Below are 15,291 nucleotides of genomic sequence, written 5' to 3' on the forward strand. Positions count from 1 at the left end.
CGCCGGCATTAGTATCAAGCCGGGGAAGGGGGGCAAGGGGGCAGGGCGCGAGATTTTCAGGAGGTGGCATGGACCCAAGGCTTGCGATATGCGTTGGAAATTCGAGGAAGAACAGGGCCGTGTGACCGTGCGCATCGTCAGCTACAACATCCGCAAGGCCGTGGGCCTCGACTGGCGCCGCGATCCCGAGCGGATCGTCGCGGTGCTGGCCGAGATCGACGCCGACGTGATCCTGCTGCAGGAGGCCGACAAGCGGGTCCGCAAGCGCGAGGGCGTGCTGCCGCGCGACATCCTCTGCGACGAGATGGGCTATCAGCTGGCCGAGGTGGCGGTGCGGCCCGACAGCCATGGCTGGCACGGCAATGTCATCCTTGTCCGGCAGGGCTTTCCGATCGCCGAGACCCGGCGCATCGACCTGCCCTCGGCCGAGCCGCGCGGCGCGGTCTCGGTGACGCTGGCCGAGCCGAGGATCGAATGTATCGGCGTGCACCTGGGTCTTAACGCAGCGATGCGGCGCAAGCAGCTGGCGGTGCTGCAGGACCACATGGAGGCGGCCGATCACCCGGTGATCGTCGGCGGCGATTTCAATGAATGGCGCCGTGGCACCGACCACGTGGAAAACCTGGGCGAAGTGGTCGAGCCGGGGCCGACCTTTCACAGCCGGGTGCCGGTGGCGCATCTCGACCGCTTCATCCTGAGCGGCGCCGTGCGGCACGAGGCGTCCTTCGTGCACCGCTCCGAGCTCGCGGCGCGGGCCTCGGACCACCTGCCGGTGGTGATCGACGTGTCGCTGGACGCGCCCGCATGACCGGGGGGGCCGCATGATCCTGACAGCGCTTCTGGTCCTGCACGGGCTGATCGTCCTGTCCTTCACCGTCCGCATCCTGCTGCGCGAGGACCTCTCGCCGCCGGCGCGGCTGGCCTGGTTCATCGCGCTCTTCCTGCTGCCCTTCTTCGGTTCGGCGGTCTATTTCCTGTTCGGCGAGGTCGACTTGGGCCACCGGGCGCGCAAGCGGCATCATGCGATCTTCGACCTGATCCGCACCCGCGCGGCGCGCTACATGGGCGACGAGGACGGTGTCGAGACGCTGATCCACAGCGATTATCGCCCGGCCTTTGCCTATGCCGCCAGCATCAACGGCTTCTACCCGGTGCCGGGCAACCGGGCGCAGCTGATGGCCGACAGCAGCGATTACCTCGACCGTCTGATCGCCGACATCGACGCGGCACAACATCATGTGCACATCCTGTCCTACATCTGGCTCGAGGATTACACCGGCCGCGCCATCGGTCGGGCGCTGATGCGGGCGGCGCGGCGCGGCGTGACCTGCCGCGCGATTGCCGACGGCCTGGGCGCGCGTCTGATGATCAAGGGACCGCTCTGGCAGGAGATGAAGGACGCCGGCGTCAACCTCGCCATTGCCTTCCCCTTCAGCAACGTGCTGCGCACCATGGCCACCAGCCGCATCGACCTGCGCAATCACCGCAAGATCGCGGTGATCGACGGGCTGGTCACCTATTGCGGCAGCCAGAACACCGCCGACCCCGAGTTCCGCATCAAGGCGCGTTACGCGCCCTGGGTCGACATCGTGCTGCGCTTTACCGGGCCGGTGGTCGATCAGAACCAGCTGCTGTTTGCCTCCGACTGGATGCAGGCCACCGGCGAGGTGCTGGAGGATGTGCAGCTGATCGGGGCGCCGCATCCCGACGGCTTTGCCGCGCAGGTGATCGGCGACGGCCCGACCGAACGCCATGGCGCCACGCCGCAGCTGTTTTCCAGCCTGATCGGCTGCGCGCGGCGCGAGATGGTGCTGACGACCCCCTATTTCGTGCCCGACACCACGGTGCTCGAGTCGCTGATCGCCGCCGCGCTGCGCGGCGTGCGGGTGGTGCTGATCTTTCCGCGCCGCAACGACAGCTGGATCGTCGCCGCCGCCAGCCACAGCTACTACCACCGGCTGCTCGAGGCCGGCTGCGAGATCTTCGAGTTCTGCGACGGGCTGCTGCATGCCAAGACCCTGACGATCGACGGCTGCATCAGCCTGATCGGTTCGTCCAACCTCGACCTGCGCAGCTTCGACCTGAACTACGAAAACAACATCCTGCTGCAGGACCCAGAAGTTACCCGGATGATCCACGACCGCCAGCAAAGCTACCTGCCCGAGTCGCGGCAGGTGACGCTCGAGGACGTGCTGCGCTGGCCGCATTGGCGGCGCGCCTGGAACAACATGGTCGCCACCATCGGGCCGATTCTCTGACCTCTGTCGCGGTTGCAATCGGCGCGCGGTTCTGAAATGCACGCGCGAACTGCGTTTTCAGCCGGGGTGGCAGAGTGATCGCTCAGCACATGTCAGACAAAGAGCCGGACACCGCGGCGCCGGGGGCTCATGCCAGCCGGCTGCGGCTCGAGGGCGCGCGTGTCGCCCGCGGCGAGAAGGTTGTGCTCGAGGATCTGACGCTCGATCTCGCGGTCTCACGGCTGGCCATCGTCGGGCGCAACGGATCGGGGAAATCGACACTGGCGCGGCTTTTGGCCGGGCTGGTCACGCCGGATGCAGGGCAGGTCACGATCAATGGCGTCGACATGGCGCGCGACCGCAAGGCGGCGCTGGGCGAGGTCGGCATCCTGTTCCAGAATCCCGACCACCAGATCATCTTTCCCACCGTGCTTGAAGAGCTGGCCTTTGGCCTGGCGCAGCAGGGGCGGGGCAAGAAACAGGCCGAAGCGGCTGCGCGAGAGACGCTGGCGCGTTTCGGCAAGTCCCATTGGGACGCGGCCTATGTCGACACCCTGAGCCACGGCCAGAAGCACCTTGTCTGCCTGATGGCGATCACCGCGATGGCGCCGCGGCTGCTCATTCTTGATGAGCCCTTTGCCGGGCTCGACATCCCGACACGGGCGCAGCTGATGCGCTATCTCGGCCACTATCAGGGCAACCTGATCCACATCAGCCATGACCCGGCGGACCTTGCCGGTTGTGACCAGGCGCTCTGGCTGGAGCGGGGGCGGATTCACCGGCAAGGCGACAGCGCGGCGGTGATCGCGGATTACGTGGCGCGGATGACAGAACTGGGAGAGGCCGATGATATCGCTGACCTCGCCGGTTAGAACCCGCGCGCACGACTGGCCCGCCGGTGCCAAGCTCGCGGCGCTGTCGGTGGCGACGCTGGGCCTGTTCTTTGTCGAGAGCCTCGGGTTTCAACTGCTGATCGCCGCCGGTGTGCTGGTGCTCTATGCCCTGCCGGGCTGGGTCTTCTTCCGCGACGGGCTGGGCAAGCTGCGGATGCTCTGGCCCTTCCTGCTGATCCTGACGCTCTATCATCTGATCGACGGCAGCCTCTCGGCCGGGGCGGTGGTGCTGCTGCGGCTTCTGTCAGCGGTGGCGCTGGCCAACCTTGTGACGATGACGACGCGGCTGTCTGATATGATTGCCGTGGTGCATTGGCTCTGCACACCGCTCAGGGCGCTGGGCGTCAGCACCCGGCCGCTCGAGATCGCCATTGCGCTGGTCATCCGCATGACCCCGGTGCTCTTTGCGCGGGCCCGGACCCTGATCGATGCCTGGCGCGCGCGCAGCCCGCGCCGCGCCAACTGGCGCATCCTGCTGCCGCTGACTTTGGCGGCGCTGGATGACGCCGATCACATCTCCGACGCGCTGCGCGCCCGCGGAGGCCTTGTTTCCATGGAGGACCAATAGATGGAACGTAACGTCGTCATGATCGCGCTCTTTGCCGCGCTGATCGCCGTGTTGGGGCTGATCCCCAAGATCACCCTGGGCTTCGTGCCGGTGCCGATCACCGCGCAGACCCTTGGTGTCATGCTCTGCGGCACCGTGCTGGGCGCGCGGCGCGGGGCGCTCGCGGTGCTGCTGTTCCTGCTGCTGGTGGCGCTGGGCCTGCCGCTGCTGTCCGGCGGTCGTGGCGGTCTGGGCGCCTTTGCCTCGCCTTCGGCAGGCTTTCTGATCGGCTGGCCGCTGGGTGCCTATGTGACGGGCTGGATCGTCGAGCGCTGGCGCGGCGTGCCGCTGACCCTGGCGGCGATCGTGGCCTCGGTGATCGGCGGCATCGGGGTGATCTATGTCTTCGGCGTGATCGGCATGGCCATCGTTCTGGACAAGTCGCTGCTGGAAGCCACCGCGCTGGTCACGGCCTTCATCCCCGGCGACGTGCTCAAGGCGGCGGTGGCGGGCATGCTGACCGGTGCTCTGGCCAAGGCGCGGCCCGCCAGCGTGCTGTCGCGCGCGGCCTGAGGACGCCCCAGGAACATGACACCGAAGCGCCCGGCATCGCCCGGGCGTTTCGCTTTGGCAGCCCGGCCCCGGCCCGGGGCCGGACCCGGCGCCGAAAAGGGTTGCCAACCCCGCGAACCTCGCCTATACGGCGCGCTCATCCATGCACTCCAGCGGATTTAGGGTGACCCTCAAATGGGGGCCCTCCGTTGATGTTGAGAAAGGAAAAAGGCGATGAACGCCAAGGAACTGCGTGAAAAGACGCCGGATCAGCTTCGTGAAGATCTGGCCAACCTGAAAAAAGAATCGTTCAACCTGCGCTTCCAGCAGGCGACCGGCTCGATGGAAAACACCGCCCGCATGCGCGCCGTCAAACGCGATGTGGCCCGTGTGAAAACCATTCTGAACCAAAAAGCCGCCGCGGCCGCTGAATAAGGAGCCAAAGACATGCCCAAACGTATTCTTACCGGCACCGTGACCAGCGACGCCAACGAACAGACCGTGACCGTTTCGGTTGAACGCCGCTTCAAGCACCCGGTCCTGAAGAAAACCATCCGTAAGTCCAAGAAGTACCGGGCTCACGATGAAAAGAACGCCTTCAAGGTCGGTGACTCTGTCCGCATCATCGAGTGCGCGCCGAAATCGAAGACGAAACGCTGGGAGGTTCTGGAGGCGTAAGCCGCCAGACCTTTTGGTTTGAGAGAAACCCTGGGGAACAGGCAATGACGCCCCCCAAAGGTCAGGAGAAACCCCATGATCCAGATGCAGACCAATCTGGATGTCGCTGACAACTCCGGCGCTCGCCGGGTGCAGTGCATCAAGGTTCTGGGTGGTTCCAAGCGTAAATACGCCTCCGTCGGCGACATCATTGTCGTCTCGGTGAAGGAAGCCATCCCGCGTGGTCGCGTGAAGAAAGGTGACGTCCGCAAGGCCGTCGTCGTGCGCACCGCCAAGGAAGTTCGCCGTGAAGACGGCACCGCGATCCGCTTCGATCGCAACGCAGCCGTGATCCTCAACAACGCCGGCGAGCCCGTCGGCACCCGTATCTTCGGACCGGTTGTGCGTGAGCTGCGTGCCAAGAACTTCATGAAAATCATCTCGCTCGCTCCGGAGGTGCTGTAATGGCTGCCAAACTCCGCAAAGGCGACAAGGTCGTCGTGCTTACCGGCAAGGACAAGGGCAAAGAGGGTACCATCACCTCTGTTGACCCCAAGTCGGGCAAAGCCATCGTGGACGGGATCAACGTCTCGATCCGCGCCACCCGTCAGACCCAGTCCTCGCAAGGTGGCCGCATCCCGAAAGCGATGCCGATCCAGCTTTCGAACCTGGCGCTGCTTGATGCCAACGGCAAGGCCACCCGCGTCGGCTTCCGCATGGAAGGTGACAAGAAGGTCCGCTTCGCCAAGACCACGGGGGACGTGATCGATGCTTGATGCTGCAACCTATACCCCGCGCCTGCGTACCCTGTACCAGGAGACCATCCGCGGCGCTCTGAAAGAAGAGTTCGGCTACAAGAACGACATGCAGATCCCGCGTCTGGACAAGATCGTTCTGAACATCGGCTGCGGTCGTGCCGCCGTGAAGGACAGCAAGAAAGCCAAGTCGGCCCAGGCCGATCTGACTGCCATTGCCGGTCAACACGCGGTCGTCACCAACGCCAAGAACTCGATCGCGGGTTTCCGCGTCCGTGAAGGCATGCCGATGGGGGCGAAAGTCACCCTGCGCGGCGCCCGCATGTACGATTTCCTCGATCGTCTGATCACCGTGGCGATGCCCCGTATCCGCGACTTCCGCGGCGTTTCGGGCAAGTCGTTCGATGGCCGTGGCAACTATGCCCTCGGCATCAAGGAACACATCGTGTTCCCCGAGATCGACTTCGACAAGGTGGACGAGCCCTGGGGCCTGGACATCGTGATCGCCACCACCGCGAAAACCGACGACGAAGCCAAGGCGCTGTTGAAAGCTTTCAACATGCCCTTCACGTCGTAATCGCGGGAAGAGGATTAAGACATGGCTAAAAAAGCAATGATCGAACGCGAGAAGAAGCGCGAGAAGCTGGTGGTGAAATACGCCGCCAAGCGCGCCGAACTCAAGGAAATCGCAACCGACGAGTCGAAGCCGATGGAAGAGCGCTTCAAGGCCCGCCTGAAGCTGGCAAAACTGCCTCGCAACAGCTCGCCCACCCGTCTGCACAACCGCTGCCAGCTGACCGGTCGTCCCCACGCGTACTACCGCAAGCTGAAAATCAGCCGTATCGCGCTGCGTGAACTGGGCTCGAAGGGCCTGCTTCCCGGCATGGTCAAGTCGAGCTGGTAAGGGAGGGTATATAGATGAACGATCCTATCGGCGATATGCTCACCCGGATCCGCAACGCTCAGATGCGTGGCAAATCCACCGTCAACACCCCCGCGTCGAAACTGCGCGCCTGGGTGCTCGACGTGCTCGCGGACGAAGGTTACATCCGCGGCTACGAGAAAACCACCGACGAGCGCGGCCACCCCGCGATCGAAATCAGCCTCAAGTACTATGACGGCGCCCCCGTCATCCGCGAACTGAAGCGGGTGTCGACTCCGGGCCGTCGGGTGTACCTGGGTGTGGACGAGATTCCCACGGTCCGTCAGGGCCTTGGTGTTTCCATCGTGTCCACTTCCAAAGGCGTCATGTCGGATGCAAACGCACGCTCTGCCAACGTTGGCGGCGAAGTGCTTTGCACCGTATTCTAAGGAGGGCTGTGTAATGTCTCGTATCGGCAAACAGCCTGTAGCCCTGCCTGATGGCGTTTCGGCGTCGATCTCCGGCCAGACCATCGAGGTCAAGGGTCCGAAGGGCACGCAGAGCTTCACCGCAACCGACGACGTCACCCTGACCGTCGAGGATGGCTCGGTCTCCGTCGCGCCGCGTGGCAAGTCCAAGCGCGCGCGTCAGCAGTGGGGCATGAGCCGCACCGTCGTGGCCAACATGGTCACCGGCGTCAGCAGCAGCTTCAAGAAAGAGCTTGAAATCCAGGGTGTGGGTTACCGGGCGCAGCTTCAGGGCAAAACCCTGAAACTGAACCTCGGCCTGTCCCACGACGTGGACTTCGAGATTCCGGAAGGTATTACCGTGACCGTCCCGAAACCGACCGAGATCATTGTCGAAGGCAATGACATCCAGCAGGTCGGCCAGGTGGCTGCGAACATCCGTGACTGGCGCAAGCCCGAGCCCTACAAGGGCAAAGGCATCCGCTACAAGGGTGAGTATATCTTCCAGAAGGAAGGCAAGAAGAAGTAAGGACGCGGACAATGGCAAACAGCAAAAGACAACTGTTCCTCAAACGCCGCCTGCGCGTCCGGAACAAACTTCGCAAGATGAACCGCGGGCGCATGCGTCTGTCGGTGCATCGTTCGAACAAGAACATCTCGGTCCAGCTGATCGACGACGTCCAGGGCAAGACCCTGGCGGCGGCGTCCAGCCTCGAAAAGGACCTGGGCATCGTTGGCAAGAACAACGTGGAAGCCGCAGCCAAGGTTGGCTCTGTGATCGCAGAGCGCGCCAAGGCAGCCGGTGTCGAGGAATGCTACTTCGACCGCGGTGGTTTCCTGTTCCACGGTGGCATCAAGGCTCTGGCCGATGCCGCCCGCGAAGGTGGCCTGAAGTTCTAAGTGCAGGGGCGCTTCGGCGCCCCTCGATGATCGGGGGCCTCGGCGCAATCCGGGGCCACTTCGATTGACAAGACCCGGCGCATCCGCGCCAGTTACAAAGGAATTGCCATATGGCAGAACGTGAAAACAGAGGCCGGGGCGGTCGTCGCGAACGCGATGAAGCACCGGAATTCGCCGACCGTCTGGTCGCGATCAACCGGGTCTCCAAGACCGTCAAGGGTGGTAAGCGCTTCGGCTTCGCAGCCCTCGTCGTCGTCGGTGACCAGAAAGGTCGCGTGGGCTTCGGCAAAGGCAAGGCGAAAGAGGTCCCCGAGGCCATTCGCAAGGCCACCGAGCAGGCCAAGCGTCAGATGATCCGCGTGCCGCTGCGCGAAGGTCGCACGCTGCACCACGACATCGAAGGTCGTCACGGTGCCGGCAAGGTCGTCATGCGCACCGCACCGCAAGGTACCGGTATCATCGCCGGTGGTCCGATGCGGGCCGTCTTCGAGATGCTGGGCGTGCAGGACGTGGTTGCCAAGTCGACCGGTTCGCAGAACCCCTACAACATGATCCGCGCAACCCTGAACGCGCTGACCCGCGAAGCCAGCCCCCGCATGGTGGCCCAGCGTCGCGGCAAGAAAGTGGCCGACATCCTGCCCAAGCGTGAAGACGCGCCGGCGGAATCGTCCCAAGTCGCCGAGGAGGCCTGAGACCCATGGCAAAAACCATCGTCGTCAAACAGGTCGGTTCGCCGATCCGCCGTCCCGAAGTTCAGCGCAAGACCCTGATCGGTCTCGGCCTGAACAAGATGCACAAGACCCGCGAGCTCGAGGATACCCCCTCGGTGCGCGGCATGATCAACAAGATCCCGCATCTGGTGGAAATCGTCGAAGAGCGCGGCTAAGCCCGTCTCGATGTTGCTAAAATCAGACGCCGTCGCCCCGAGAGGGGCGGCGGCGTTTCGCGTTTGCACCCTGTCGCCACGTAACACATTGGCGCAGAATGGGATTAAACGTAGAAATAACGCTGAGCTATTGGTAGTCTGAGCCATTCTTGCCGACCTGTCGCCCGGAATATTGTCCGAAACCGCGATCTGGATTTACAAAATGTGGTTCTTTCTCGATCCGTCGAACAAGATCATCGACGTCTCGCCGGACTGGGACAGCCTGGTCCTGCCGGAGGGCGGTGCGGCGGTGACGAGCAGCCGGATTGTCGGGCGGTCGCTTTGGGATTTCGTCAACGGCGGCGACACAAGGTCCTATCTCAACGCTCTGTTCTTCTGGTGTCGGCAGACCGGCCACGTGCTGACCATGCCCTATCGCTGCGACGCGCCCAACCTGCGCCGCGAATGCCGGATGAAGATCGTCCCGCACAGCGAGGGCGGGCTCGAGATCAGCCATGACGTGCTGCTGATCGAGGAGGTCGAGGGGTATCACGTGCTCGAACCCGACGGCACCGCCGAGCAATGTTCGCAATGTCTGAACTGGCACGGGCCGGACGGATGGTACGATCAGACCATGTCGGTCCCGGCAAGGGACATGTTCGTGCACTACGTCATCTGCCCCGAATGCCGCCTTGCAGCAAGACGCGCCCTTGGCAGTGAAGGCTTCGGGGCAGGGGGGCTGCTCAACTGAGCTGGCCGCGCAAGCAATTTCAATTGGTTAGCTGAAAGACCCGCGCGCGCATGACCCGCGCCGCGCCGATTTCAACCCATGCTGCGTTGCAGAAAACGCATATCAGGTCGTCCGAAGTGTAGATTGTTAGCGCCACCACTTGGCCCTAGATAAGGGTCACGGAGGAAACGAAACAACTTCTCTCGGGGATGATCCCCACACGAAAGGACTACGACAATGGCTTATGCATCGTCCAATACCGTCTCCACCTTCAGCTTTTCCGCTCTGCTGCACAATGCTGCCGAGGCGTACAAAACCGCACGTACCCGTCGCGCCGTCTTCAACCAGACGTACAACGAACTGGCCGTGCTCTCCGACCGCGATCTGAACGACATCGGCGTCTCGCGCTCGGACATCCGCGACCTCGCGCTGCAGGAAGCCGCGAAGGTTCGCTAACCCCAGGAATTCAGCTGGCGCGCCACTCAGGCGCTGCCGCATCACGCGGGCCAATCCCTTGGCCCGCGTTTTATGTTTCCGGGACCCCGCATTTGCCCCGCTCCCGACGTTCGCAGACTGCATGCATTTTGTGCAACGCAGCCATGCCGAATTGGCGTTAGCGGTCAAGGCGCTGCGGGTTTATGCCTCGGGCCAACTGAAGTCTCTATCCAGGAAAACGACATGACCTTCCTTTCCAAACTCGCCAGCCGCATCACCCGGGCCCTCCGTCAGGAGCCGGTGCCCTGCTGGACCGAATACCTGCGCGAGACCCGCCCCAACTCCTGAGACCGGGGAACGCCACGTGACAAGGCCGCGGACCTTCCGCGGCTCTTGCACCGCGCGCGGGCCACGGTTATACGCGCACGGTGGCCTTTCGGGGCCGCGACTCACATCAAGCAAGAAACGCCGTGGTCTGCCAACTCGCTTCGGGGCAGCATCCGGCAAGGAGAAGCGACATGAAACTCAATGAACTGCGCGACAACGAAGGCGCAAACAAACGCAAGAAACGCGTTGGCCGTGGCCCGGGTTCGGGCATGGGCAAGACCGCAGGCCGCGGTATCAAGGGTCAGAAATCCCGTTCGGGTGTGGCCATCAAAGGCTACGAAGGCGGCCAGATGCCGATCTATCAACGTCTGCCCAAGCGTGGCTTCAATAAGCCGAACCGCAAGCAGTACGCTGTCATCAACCTCGGCCTGATCCAGAAATTCATCGAAGCCGGCAAGCTCGACGCAGGCAAGATCGACGAAGACACCCTCGTGGCTTCGGGCGTTGTGCGCCGCAAGCTCGACGGTGTGCGCGTTCTGGCCAAGGGTGAACTGACCTCGAAAGCCACCATCTCGGTCACCGGCGCCTCGAAGGCAGCTGTGGACGCGGTGGAGAAGGCCGGAGGCTCGCTGACGGTCACGGGTGCGCAAGCTTCCGAATAAGCGGGTTGTGAGCGGTGCTCTCGCCGCTTACATAGCTTTCAGTTTTCCAAACGCCGCCCGCCGGAAAACGGCTCTGGGCGGCGTTTTCATAGAGCGAGATTAACGAGCCATGGTATCAGCAGTAGAGCAGATGGCGGCCAACACCAGCTGGGCGGCGCTCGGCAAGGCCACAGACCTGCGCAACCGCATTCTCTTCACCCTCGGTCTTCTGATCGTCTACCGGCTGGGTACCTTCATCCCGGTTCCGGGCATCGACGGCGCCGCGCTGCGTGATTTCATGGAGCAGGCGGGTCAGGGCATCGGCGGCATGGTCTCGATGTTCACCGGCGGCGCGCTGGGGCGGATGGGCATCTTTGCTCTGGGCATCATGCCCTACATCTCGGCCTCGATCATCGTGCAGCTGCTGTCCTCGATGGTTCCGGCGCTCGAACAGCTCAAGAAAGAGGGCGAGCAGGGCCGCAAGAAGATCAACCAGTGGACCCGCTACGGCACCGTGGTTCTCGCCACCTTCCAGGCCTATGGCCTCTCGGTCGGGCTGTATGCCAATGACTTCGTCTCGGCCGATATCGACCAGAGCTTCTTCATTGCCTCCTGCGTGATCACCCTTGTCGGCGGCACAATGTTCCTGATGTGGCTGGGCGAGCAGATCACTGCCCGCGGTCTCGGCAACGGCATCTCGCTGATCATCTTCGTCGGCATCATCGCCGAGGTTCCGGCGGCCCTGGCGCAGTTCTTTGCCTCCGGCCGCTCGGGCGCGATCAGCCCCGCCGTCATCGTCGGCGTGATCGTCATGGTGATTGCCGTCATCATGTTCGTCGTCTTCATGGAACGTTCGCTGCGCAAGATCACCATTCAGTATCCGCGCCGCCAGCAGGGCATGAAGATCTCCGAGGCCCAGCAGTCGCACCTGCCGGTCAAGGTCAACCCGGCCGGCGTGATCCCGGCGATCTTTGCCTCGTCGCTGCTGCTGCTGCCGACCACGATTGCCACATTCTCCGGCAACCAGACCAGCCCGGTGATGTCGACCATCCTGGCCTATTTCGGCCCGGGTCAGCCGCTCTACCTGCTGTTCTTTGCGCTGATGATCGTGTTTTTTGCCTATTTCTACACCTTCAACGTCTCGTTCAAACCCGATGACGTGGCCGACAACCTGAAGAACCAGAACGGCTTTGTCCCCGGCATCCGTCCGGGCAAGAAGACCGCGGAATACCTCGAATACGTGGTCAACCGCGTGCTGGTTCTGGGCTCGGCCTATCTTGCCGCGGTCTGTCTGCTGCCGGAAATCCTGCGCGGTCAATTCGCCATCCCGTTCTACTTCGGCGGCACCTCTGTGCTGATCGTCGTCTCGGTGACCATGGACACCATCCAGCAGGCCCAGAGCCATCTTCTGGCCCACCAGTACGAAGGTCTGATCCAGAAATCGCAACTGCGTGGTAAAGGTAAGGCCCGCAAGAAACGCAGCCCCGTTCGGAGATAATCCCGCATGAACATCATTCTTCTTGGGCCCCCGGGGGCAGGAAAAGGCACGCAGGCACGCAAGTTGGTGGAGGAGCGGGGGATGACCCAGCTCTCGACCGGCGACATGCTCCGCGACGCCAAGGAAAGCGGTACCGAGATGGGCAAGCGCGTGGCCGGTGTCATGGCCCGCGGCGAGCTTGTCACCGACGAGATCGTGATCGGCCTGATCGAGGAAAAGCTCGAAGCCAACCCCGAAGGCAGCTTCATCTTCGACGGCTTCCCGCGCACGCTGGCGCAGGCCGACGCGCTCGAAGAGCTGCTGGCCAAGCACGGCAAGAGCCTTGATGCGGTCATCGAGATGCGCGTCGACGACGAGGCGCTGGTGGCCCGGATCACCGCACGCTCGACCTGCGGCGACTGCGGCGAGGTCTACAACGACCAGACCAAGTCCTGGCCCGCCGACGGCAAATGCGCCAACTGCGGCTCGACCGACCAGAAGCGCCGCGCCGACGACAACGAAGACAGCCTGCGCACCCGGCTGATGGCCTATTACAAGCAGACCTCGCCGCTGGTGGGCTACTACCACTGCAAGGGCACGCTGCGCCCGATCGACGGCATGGGCAGCCCCGACGAGGTCGCTGGCGCACTCGCAGGCGAGCTGGGTTGATCTCCACCAAGTAGGAACGCGCAGGGTGGGCTGGAGTGTCCACCCCAGGTCGGCACATGCCCCTCATCGCCCGAAGCTCCGGCGCGTCAAAGCCGTCTCCGGCACCCATGGACACAAAAGCCTTGACAGGGGGTTGACGATGCCCCCTCAGGCTCATAGTTAGCCCTATCTCGCGCTCAGCGAGCGATTCCCGCGAGGGAATCCATCACTTCGAAATCAGCTGCGGCCCGGGTGCTCAATGCCTCGGGCTTACGTTGTGAAAAAAGGTTCTGGCACTACGGAACCGCAACAAAAGGAAAGTGACACTTGGCACGCATCGCCGGCGTTAACATCCCGACCCACAAACGGGTCCCGATTGCCCTGACTTACATCACCGGAATTGGCCACACCTCGGCCAAGCAAATCTGTGAAGCCGTGAACATCGACCCCGCGCGTCGTGTGAACGAGCTCTCCGACGCCGAAGTTCTGGCCGTGCGCGAGCACATCGACGCCAACTTCACCGTCGAAGGCGACCTGCGTCGCGAAGTGCAGATGAACATCAAGCGTCTGATGGACCTCGGTTGCTACCGCGGCCTGCGCCATCGCCGCAACCTCCCCGTTCGCGGTCAGCGGACCCACACCAATGCGCGCACGCGCAAAGGCCCGGCGAAACCCATCGCTGGCAAGAAGAAGTAAGGGAGGTCTGAGAACATGGCACGTGATACCCGTCGCGGAGGCAAGAAGAAGGTCTCCAAGAACATCGCCACCGGTGTGGCGCATGTGAACTCTTCGTTCAACAACACCAAGATCCTGATCTCGGACGTGCAGGGCAACGCCATTGCATGGTCGTCGGCCGGCACCATGGGCTTCAAGGGCTCGCGGAAGTCGACCCCCTATGCCGCCCAGATGGCTGCCGAAGACGCAGGCAAGAAGGCAGCAGAGCACGGCATGAAGACGCTGGAAGTCGAAGTTCAGGGCCCCGGTTCGGGCCGTGAATCGGCGCTCCGCGCTCTGGCCGCCATCGGCTTCAACATCACCTCGATCCGTGATGTGACCCCGATCGCGCACAACGGCTGCCGTCCGCCGAAGCGCCGCCGCGTCTGATCAACAACTATCAAGTTTGGGGCCGGGCATCCGCACGGCCCCATTCCGTCATTTTAACCTCGGGCGCTTTCGCCTTTAGGACATGGGGCAAGAGCAGGAATGGAGGGACGCATGATCCACAAGAATTGGGCCGAGCTGATCAAGCCGACGCAGCTGGAGGTCCGCCCTGGCAACGATCCCGCGCGTCAGGCCACCGCTGTCGCCGAGCCTCTCGAGCGCGGCTTCGGTCTTACCCTCGGCAACGCGCTGCGCCGCGTGCTGATGTCGTCGCTGCAAGGCGCCGCAATCACCTCCGTCCAGATCGACAACGTGCTGCACGAATTTTCGTCCGTGGCCGGTGTGCGTGAAGACGTGACAGATATCGTTCTGAACCTCAAGGGCGTCGCGCTGCGCATGGAAGTCGAAGGGCCCAAGCGCCTGTCGATCAATGCCAAGGGCCCGGGTGTCGTCACCGCCGGTGACATCTCCGACAGCGCCGGCATCGAGGTTCTCAACAAGGACCACGTGATCTGCCACCTCGACGAGGGTGCGGATGTCTACATGGAACTGACGGTCAACACCGGCAAGGGCTATGTCGCTGCCGACAAGAACAAGCCGGAAGATGCGCCGATCGGCCTGATCCCGATCGACGCGATCTATTCGCCGGTCAAGCGCGTCTCCTACGACGTGCAGCCGACCCGCGAAGGCCAGGTTCTCGACTATGACAAGCTGACGCTGAAAATCGACACCGACGGCTCGGTCACCCCCGAGGACGCCGTGGCCTATGCCGCGCGCATCCTGCAAGACCAGCTGTCAATCTTCGTCAACTTCGACGAGCCGGAATCGGCGACCCGTCAGGACGACGACGACGGTCTCGAGTTCAACCCGCTTCTGCTTAAGAAGGTCGACGAGCTCGAGCTTTCGGTGCGCTCGGCCAACTGCCTGAAGAACGACAATATCGTATATATTGGCGACCTCATTCAGAAGACCGAAGCCGAGATGCTGCGCACGCCGAACTTTGGCCGCAAGTCGCTCAACGAGATCAAGGAGGTGCTCTCGGGCATGGGCCTGCACCTCGGTATGGACGTCGAGGACTGGCCGCCGGACAACATCGAAGATCTGGCCAAGAAGTTCGAAGACGCGTTCTGAGACACGGTGGGTTGAAAACCCACCCTACGGCCGGGAGGTCCGCCCCCCGGCCAAGGTTGCAGCATC

24 protein-coding genes are annotated in these 15,291 nt (G+C 63.1%); all 24 read left to right on the forward strand.

The window, feature by feature from the left end:
• The first annotated feature begins 88 nt into the window (after window positions 1-88).
• The 24 genes from ACN0SE_RS02475 (at window position 89) to ACN0SE_RS02590 (ending at window position 15,225) form a co-directional block, all read left to right on the forward strand.
• Window positions 89-808 (forward strand): endonuclease/exonuclease/phosphatase family protein, encoded by a 720-nt coding sequence (locus tag ACN0SE_RS02475; protein ID WP_417522896.1) that lies wholly within the window; start codon window positions 89-91, stop codon window positions 806-808.
• A gap of 13 nt (window positions 809-821) precedes the next feature.
• Window positions 822-2,258: a cardiolipin synthase gene (cls, locus tag ACN0SE_RS02480; protein WP_417522897.1), complete on the forward strand. Its 1,437-nt coding sequence runs from the start codon at window positions 822-824 to the stop codon at window positions 2,256-2,258.
• Between the two features lie 89 nt (window positions 2,259-2,347).
• The gene (locus ACN0SE_RS02485) at window positions 2,348-3,109 is read left to right on the forward strand and encodes an energy-coupling factor ABC transporter ATP-binding protein (RefSeq protein ID WP_417522898.1); all 762 of its coding nucleotides are present in this window, start codon (window positions 2,348-2,350) and stop codon (window positions 3,107-3,109) included.
• Entirely contained in the window at window positions 3,084-3,698 is a 615-nt protein-coding gene (locus ACN0SE_RS02490; protein ID WP_417522899.1) for an energy-coupling factor transporter transmembrane component T family protein, read from the forward strand. The genes ACN0SE_RS02485 and ACN0SE_RS02490 overlap by 26 nt, the downstream gene beginning before the upstream one ends.
• Entirely contained in the window at window positions 3,699-4,250 is a 552-nt protein-coding gene (locus tag ACN0SE_RS02495; protein ID WP_417522900.1) for a biotin transporter BioY, read from the forward strand. It begins immediately after the preceding gene.
• A gap of 213 nt (window positions 4,251-4,463) precedes the next feature.
• Window positions 4,464-4,664 (forward strand): 50S ribosomal protein L29, encoded by a 201-nt coding sequence (gene rpmC, locus ACN0SE_RS02500; protein ID WP_417522901.1) that lies wholly within the window; start codon window positions 4,464-4,466, stop codon window positions 4,662-4,664.
• A gap of 12 nt (window positions 4,665-4,676) precedes the next feature.
• Window positions 4,677-4,907, forward strand: a complete 231-nt coding sequence (gene rpsQ, locus ACN0SE_RS02505) for a 30S ribosomal protein S17 (protein ID WP_417522902.1) — start codon at window positions 4,677-4,679, stop codon at window positions 4,905-4,907.
• Between the two features lie 75 nt (window positions 4,908-4,982).
• On the forward strand, window positions 4,983-5,351 hold the full coding sequence (rplN, locus tag ACN0SE_RS02510; protein WP_007427594.1) for a 50S ribosomal protein L14: 369 nt from the start codon (window positions 4,983-4,985) through the stop codon (window positions 5,349-5,351).
• On the forward strand, window positions 5,351-5,662 hold the full coding sequence (rplX, locus tag ACN0SE_RS02515; protein ID WP_417522903.1) for a 50S ribosomal protein L24: 312 nt from the start codon (window positions 5,351-5,353) through the stop codon (window positions 5,660-5,662). The genes rplN and rplX overlap by 1 nt, the downstream gene beginning before the upstream one ends.
• Window positions 5,655-6,218 (forward strand): 50S ribosomal protein L5, encoded by a 564-nt coding sequence (rplE, locus tag ACN0SE_RS02520; RefSeq protein WP_417522904.1) that lies wholly within the window; start codon window positions 5,655-5,657, stop codon window positions 6,216-6,218. The genes rplX and rplE overlap by 8 nt, the downstream gene beginning before the upstream one ends.
• Before the next feature lie 21 nt (window positions 6,219-6,239).
• On the forward strand, window positions 6,240-6,545 hold the full coding sequence (gene rpsN / locus ACN0SE_RS02525; RefSeq protein ID WP_417522905.1) for a 30S ribosomal protein S14: 306 nt from the start codon (window positions 6,240-6,242) through the stop codon (window positions 6,543-6,545).
• 14 nt (window positions 6,546-6,559) lie between these two features.
• Complete coding sequence (gene rpsH, locus ACN0SE_RS02530) at window positions 6,560-6,952, forward strand: 30S ribosomal protein S8 (RefSeq protein WP_417522906.1); 393 nt, start codon at window positions 6,560-6,562, stop codon at window positions 6,950-6,952.
• 13 nt (window positions 6,953-6,965) lie between these two features.
• The gene (gene rplF / locus ACN0SE_RS02535; protein WP_417522907.1) at window positions 6,966-7,499 is read left to right on the forward strand and encodes a 50S ribosomal protein L6; all 534 of its coding nucleotides are present in this window, start codon (window positions 6,966-6,968) and stop codon (window positions 7,497-7,499) included.
• An 11-nt stretch (window positions 7,500-7,510) separates the two neighbouring features.
• Window positions 7,511-7,870, forward strand: coding sequence for a 50S ribosomal protein L18 (rplR, locus tag ACN0SE_RS02540; RefSeq protein ID WP_417522908.1), 360 nt, complete (start codon window positions 7,511-7,513; stop codon window positions 7,868-7,870).
• Between the two features lie 110 nt (window positions 7,871-7,980).
• Window positions 7,981-8,562, forward strand: coding sequence for a 30S ribosomal protein S5 (gene rpsE, locus ACN0SE_RS02545; RefSeq protein WP_417522909.1), 582 nt, complete (start codon window positions 7,981-7,983; stop codon window positions 8,560-8,562).
• Between the two features lie 5 nt (window positions 8,563-8,567).
• Complete coding sequence (rpmD, locus tag ACN0SE_RS02550; RefSeq protein ID WP_417522910.1) at window positions 8,568-8,756, forward strand: 50S ribosomal protein L30; 189 nt, start codon at window positions 8,568-8,570, stop codon at window positions 8,754-8,756.
• 202 nt (window positions 8,757-8,958) lie between these two features.
• Window positions 8,959-9,486 (forward strand): hypothetical protein, encoded by a 528-nt coding sequence (locus ACN0SE_RS02555; protein ID WP_417522911.1) that lies wholly within the window; start codon window positions 8,959-8,961, stop codon window positions 9,484-9,486.
• Window positions 9,487-9,702: 216 nt separating this feature from the next.
• Window positions 9,703-9,921: a DUF1127 domain-containing protein gene (locus ACN0SE_RS02560; protein WP_417522912.1), complete on the forward strand. Its 219-nt coding sequence runs from the start codon at window positions 9,703-9,705 to the stop codon at window positions 9,919-9,921.
• Between the two features lie 497 nt (window positions 9,922-10,418).
• Complete coding sequence (rplO, locus tag ACN0SE_RS02565; RefSeq protein ID WP_417522913.1) at window positions 10,419-10,889, forward strand: 50S ribosomal protein L15; 471 nt, start codon at window positions 10,419-10,421, stop codon at window positions 10,887-10,889.
• Between the two features lie 109 nt (window positions 10,890-10,998).
• Entirely contained in the window at window positions 10,999-12,366 is a 1,368-nt protein-coding gene (gene secY, locus ACN0SE_RS02570; RefSeq protein WP_417522914.1) for a preprotein translocase subunit SecY, read from the forward strand.
• 6 nt (window positions 12,367-12,372) lie between these two features.
• Window positions 12,373-13,014 carry an adenylate kinase gene (locus ACN0SE_RS02575; protein WP_417522915.1) on the forward strand — a complete coding sequence of 214 codons (642 nt, stop codon included), beginning with the start codon at window positions 12,373-12,375 and terminating at the stop codon, window positions 13,012-13,014.
• 306 nt (window positions 13,015-13,320) lie between these two features.
• Complete coding sequence (gene rpsM, locus ACN0SE_RS02580) at window positions 13,321-13,689, forward strand: 30S ribosomal protein S13 (RefSeq protein ID WP_417522916.1); 369 nt, start codon at window positions 13,321-13,323, stop codon at window positions 13,687-13,689.
• A gap of 15 nt (window positions 13,690-13,704) precedes the next feature.
• A complete protein-coding gene (gene rpsK, locus ACN0SE_RS02585; RefSeq protein ID WP_417522917.1) occupies window positions 13,705-14,097 on the forward strand; it encodes a 30S ribosomal protein S11 in 393 nt (130 codons plus the stop codon).
• Window positions 14,098-14,208: 111 nt separating this feature from the next.
• Window positions 14,209-15,225, forward strand: a complete 1,017-nt coding sequence (locus ACN0SE_RS02590; RefSeq protein WP_417522918.1) for a DNA-directed RNA polymerase subunit alpha — start codon at window positions 14,209-14,211, stop codon at window positions 15,223-15,225.
• Window positions 15,226-15,291 lie beyond the last annotated feature (66 nt).

It is taken from the genome of Marinovum sp., from assembly GCF_048263515.1.
In the GTDB taxonomy this organism is placed as follows: domain Bacteria; phylum Pseudomonadota; class Alphaproteobacteria; order Rhodobacterales; family Rhodobacteraceae; genus Marinovum.

Excerpts from the sequence above, each read along its gene's own strand:
- rplO (WP_417522913.1), top strand. The coding sequence starts at position 10,419 with ATGAAACTCAATGAACTGCGCGACAACGAAGGCGCAAACAAACGCAAG.
- rpmD (WP_417522910.1), top strand. The coding sequence starts at position 8,568 with ATGGCAAAAACCATCGTCGTCAAACAGGTCGGTTCGCCGATCCGCCGT.
- ACN0SE_RS02560 (WP_417522912.1), top strand. The coding sequence starts at position 9,703 with ATGGCTTATGCATCGTCCAATACCGTCTCCACCTTCAGCTTTTCCGCT.
- ACN0SE_RS02590 (WP_417522918.1), top strand. The coding sequence starts at position 14,209 with ATGATCCACAAGAATTGGGCCGAGCTGATCAAGCCGACGCAGCTGGAG.
- ACN0SE_RS02490 (WP_417522899.1), top strand. The coding sequence starts at position 3,084 with ATGATATCGCTGACCTCGCCGGTTAGAACCCGCGCGCACGACTGGCCC.
- rplX (WP_417522903.1), top strand. The coding sequence starts at position 5,351 with ATGGCTGCCAAACTCCGCAAAGGCGACAAGGTCGTCGTGCTTACCGGC.
- rplE (WP_417522904.1), top strand. The coding sequence starts at position 5,655 with ATGCTTGATGCTGCAACCTATACCCCGCGCCTGCGTACCCTGTACCAG.
- rpsK (WP_417522917.1), top strand. The coding sequence starts at position 13,705 with ATGGCACGTGATACCCGTCGCGGAGGCAAGAAGAAGGTCTCCAAGAAC.
- rplN (WP_007427594.1), top strand. The coding sequence starts at position 4,983 with ATGATCCAGATGCAGACCAATCTGGATGTCGCTGACAACTCCGGCGCT.
- rpsH (WP_417522906.1), top strand. The coding sequence starts at position 6,560 with ATGAACGATCCTATCGGCGATATGCTCACCCGGATCCGCAACGCTCAG.
- rpsE (WP_417522909.1), top strand. The coding sequence starts at position 7,981 with ATGGCAGAACGTGAAAACAGAGGCCGGGGCGGTCGTCGCGAACGCGAT.
- secY (WP_417522914.1), top strand. The coding sequence starts at position 10,999 with ATGGTATCAGCAGTAGAGCAGATGGCGGCCAACACCAGCTGGGCGGCG.
- ACN0SE_RS02555 (WP_417522911.1), top strand. The coding sequence starts at position 8,959 with ATGTGGTTCTTTCTCGATCCGTCGAACAAGATCATCGACGTCTCGCCG.
- rplF (WP_417522907.1), top strand. The coding sequence starts at position 6,966 with ATGTCTCGTATCGGCAAACAGCCTGTAGCCCTGCCTGATGGCGTTTCG.
- ACN0SE_RS02495 (WP_417522900.1), top strand. The coding sequence starts at position 3,699 with ATGGAACGTAACGTCGTCATGATCGCGCTCTTTGCCGCGCTGATCGCC.
- rpsN (WP_417522905.1), top strand. The coding sequence starts at position 6,240 with ATGGCTAAAAAAGCAATGATCGAACGCGAGAAGAAGCGCGAGAAGCTG.
- ACN0SE_RS02575 (WP_417522915.1), top strand. The coding sequence starts at position 12,373 with ATGAACATCATTCTTCTTGGGCCCCCGGGGGCAGGAAAAGGCACGCAG.
- cls (WP_417522897.1), top strand. The coding sequence starts at position 822 with ATGATCCTGACAGCGCTTCTGGTCCTGCACGGGCTGATCGTCCTGTCC.
- rpsQ (WP_417522902.1), top strand. The coding sequence starts at position 4,677 with ATGCCCAAACGTATTCTTACCGGCACCGTGACCAGCGACGCCAACGAA.
- rplR (WP_417522908.1), top strand. The coding sequence starts at position 7,511 with ATGGCAAACAGCAAAAGACAACTGTTCCTCAAACGCCGCCTGCGCGTC.
- rpmC (WP_417522901.1), top strand. The coding sequence starts at position 4,464 with ATGAACGCCAAGGAACTGCGTGAAAAGACGCCGGATCAGCTTCGTGAA.
- ACN0SE_RS02485 (WP_417522898.1), top strand. The coding sequence starts at position 2,348 with ATGTCAGACAAAGAGCCGGACACCGCGGCGCCGGGGGCTCATGCCAGC.
- ACN0SE_RS02475 (WP_417522896.1), top strand. The coding sequence starts at position 89 with ATGCGTTGGAAATTCGAGGAAGAACAGGGCCGTGTGACCGTGCGCATC.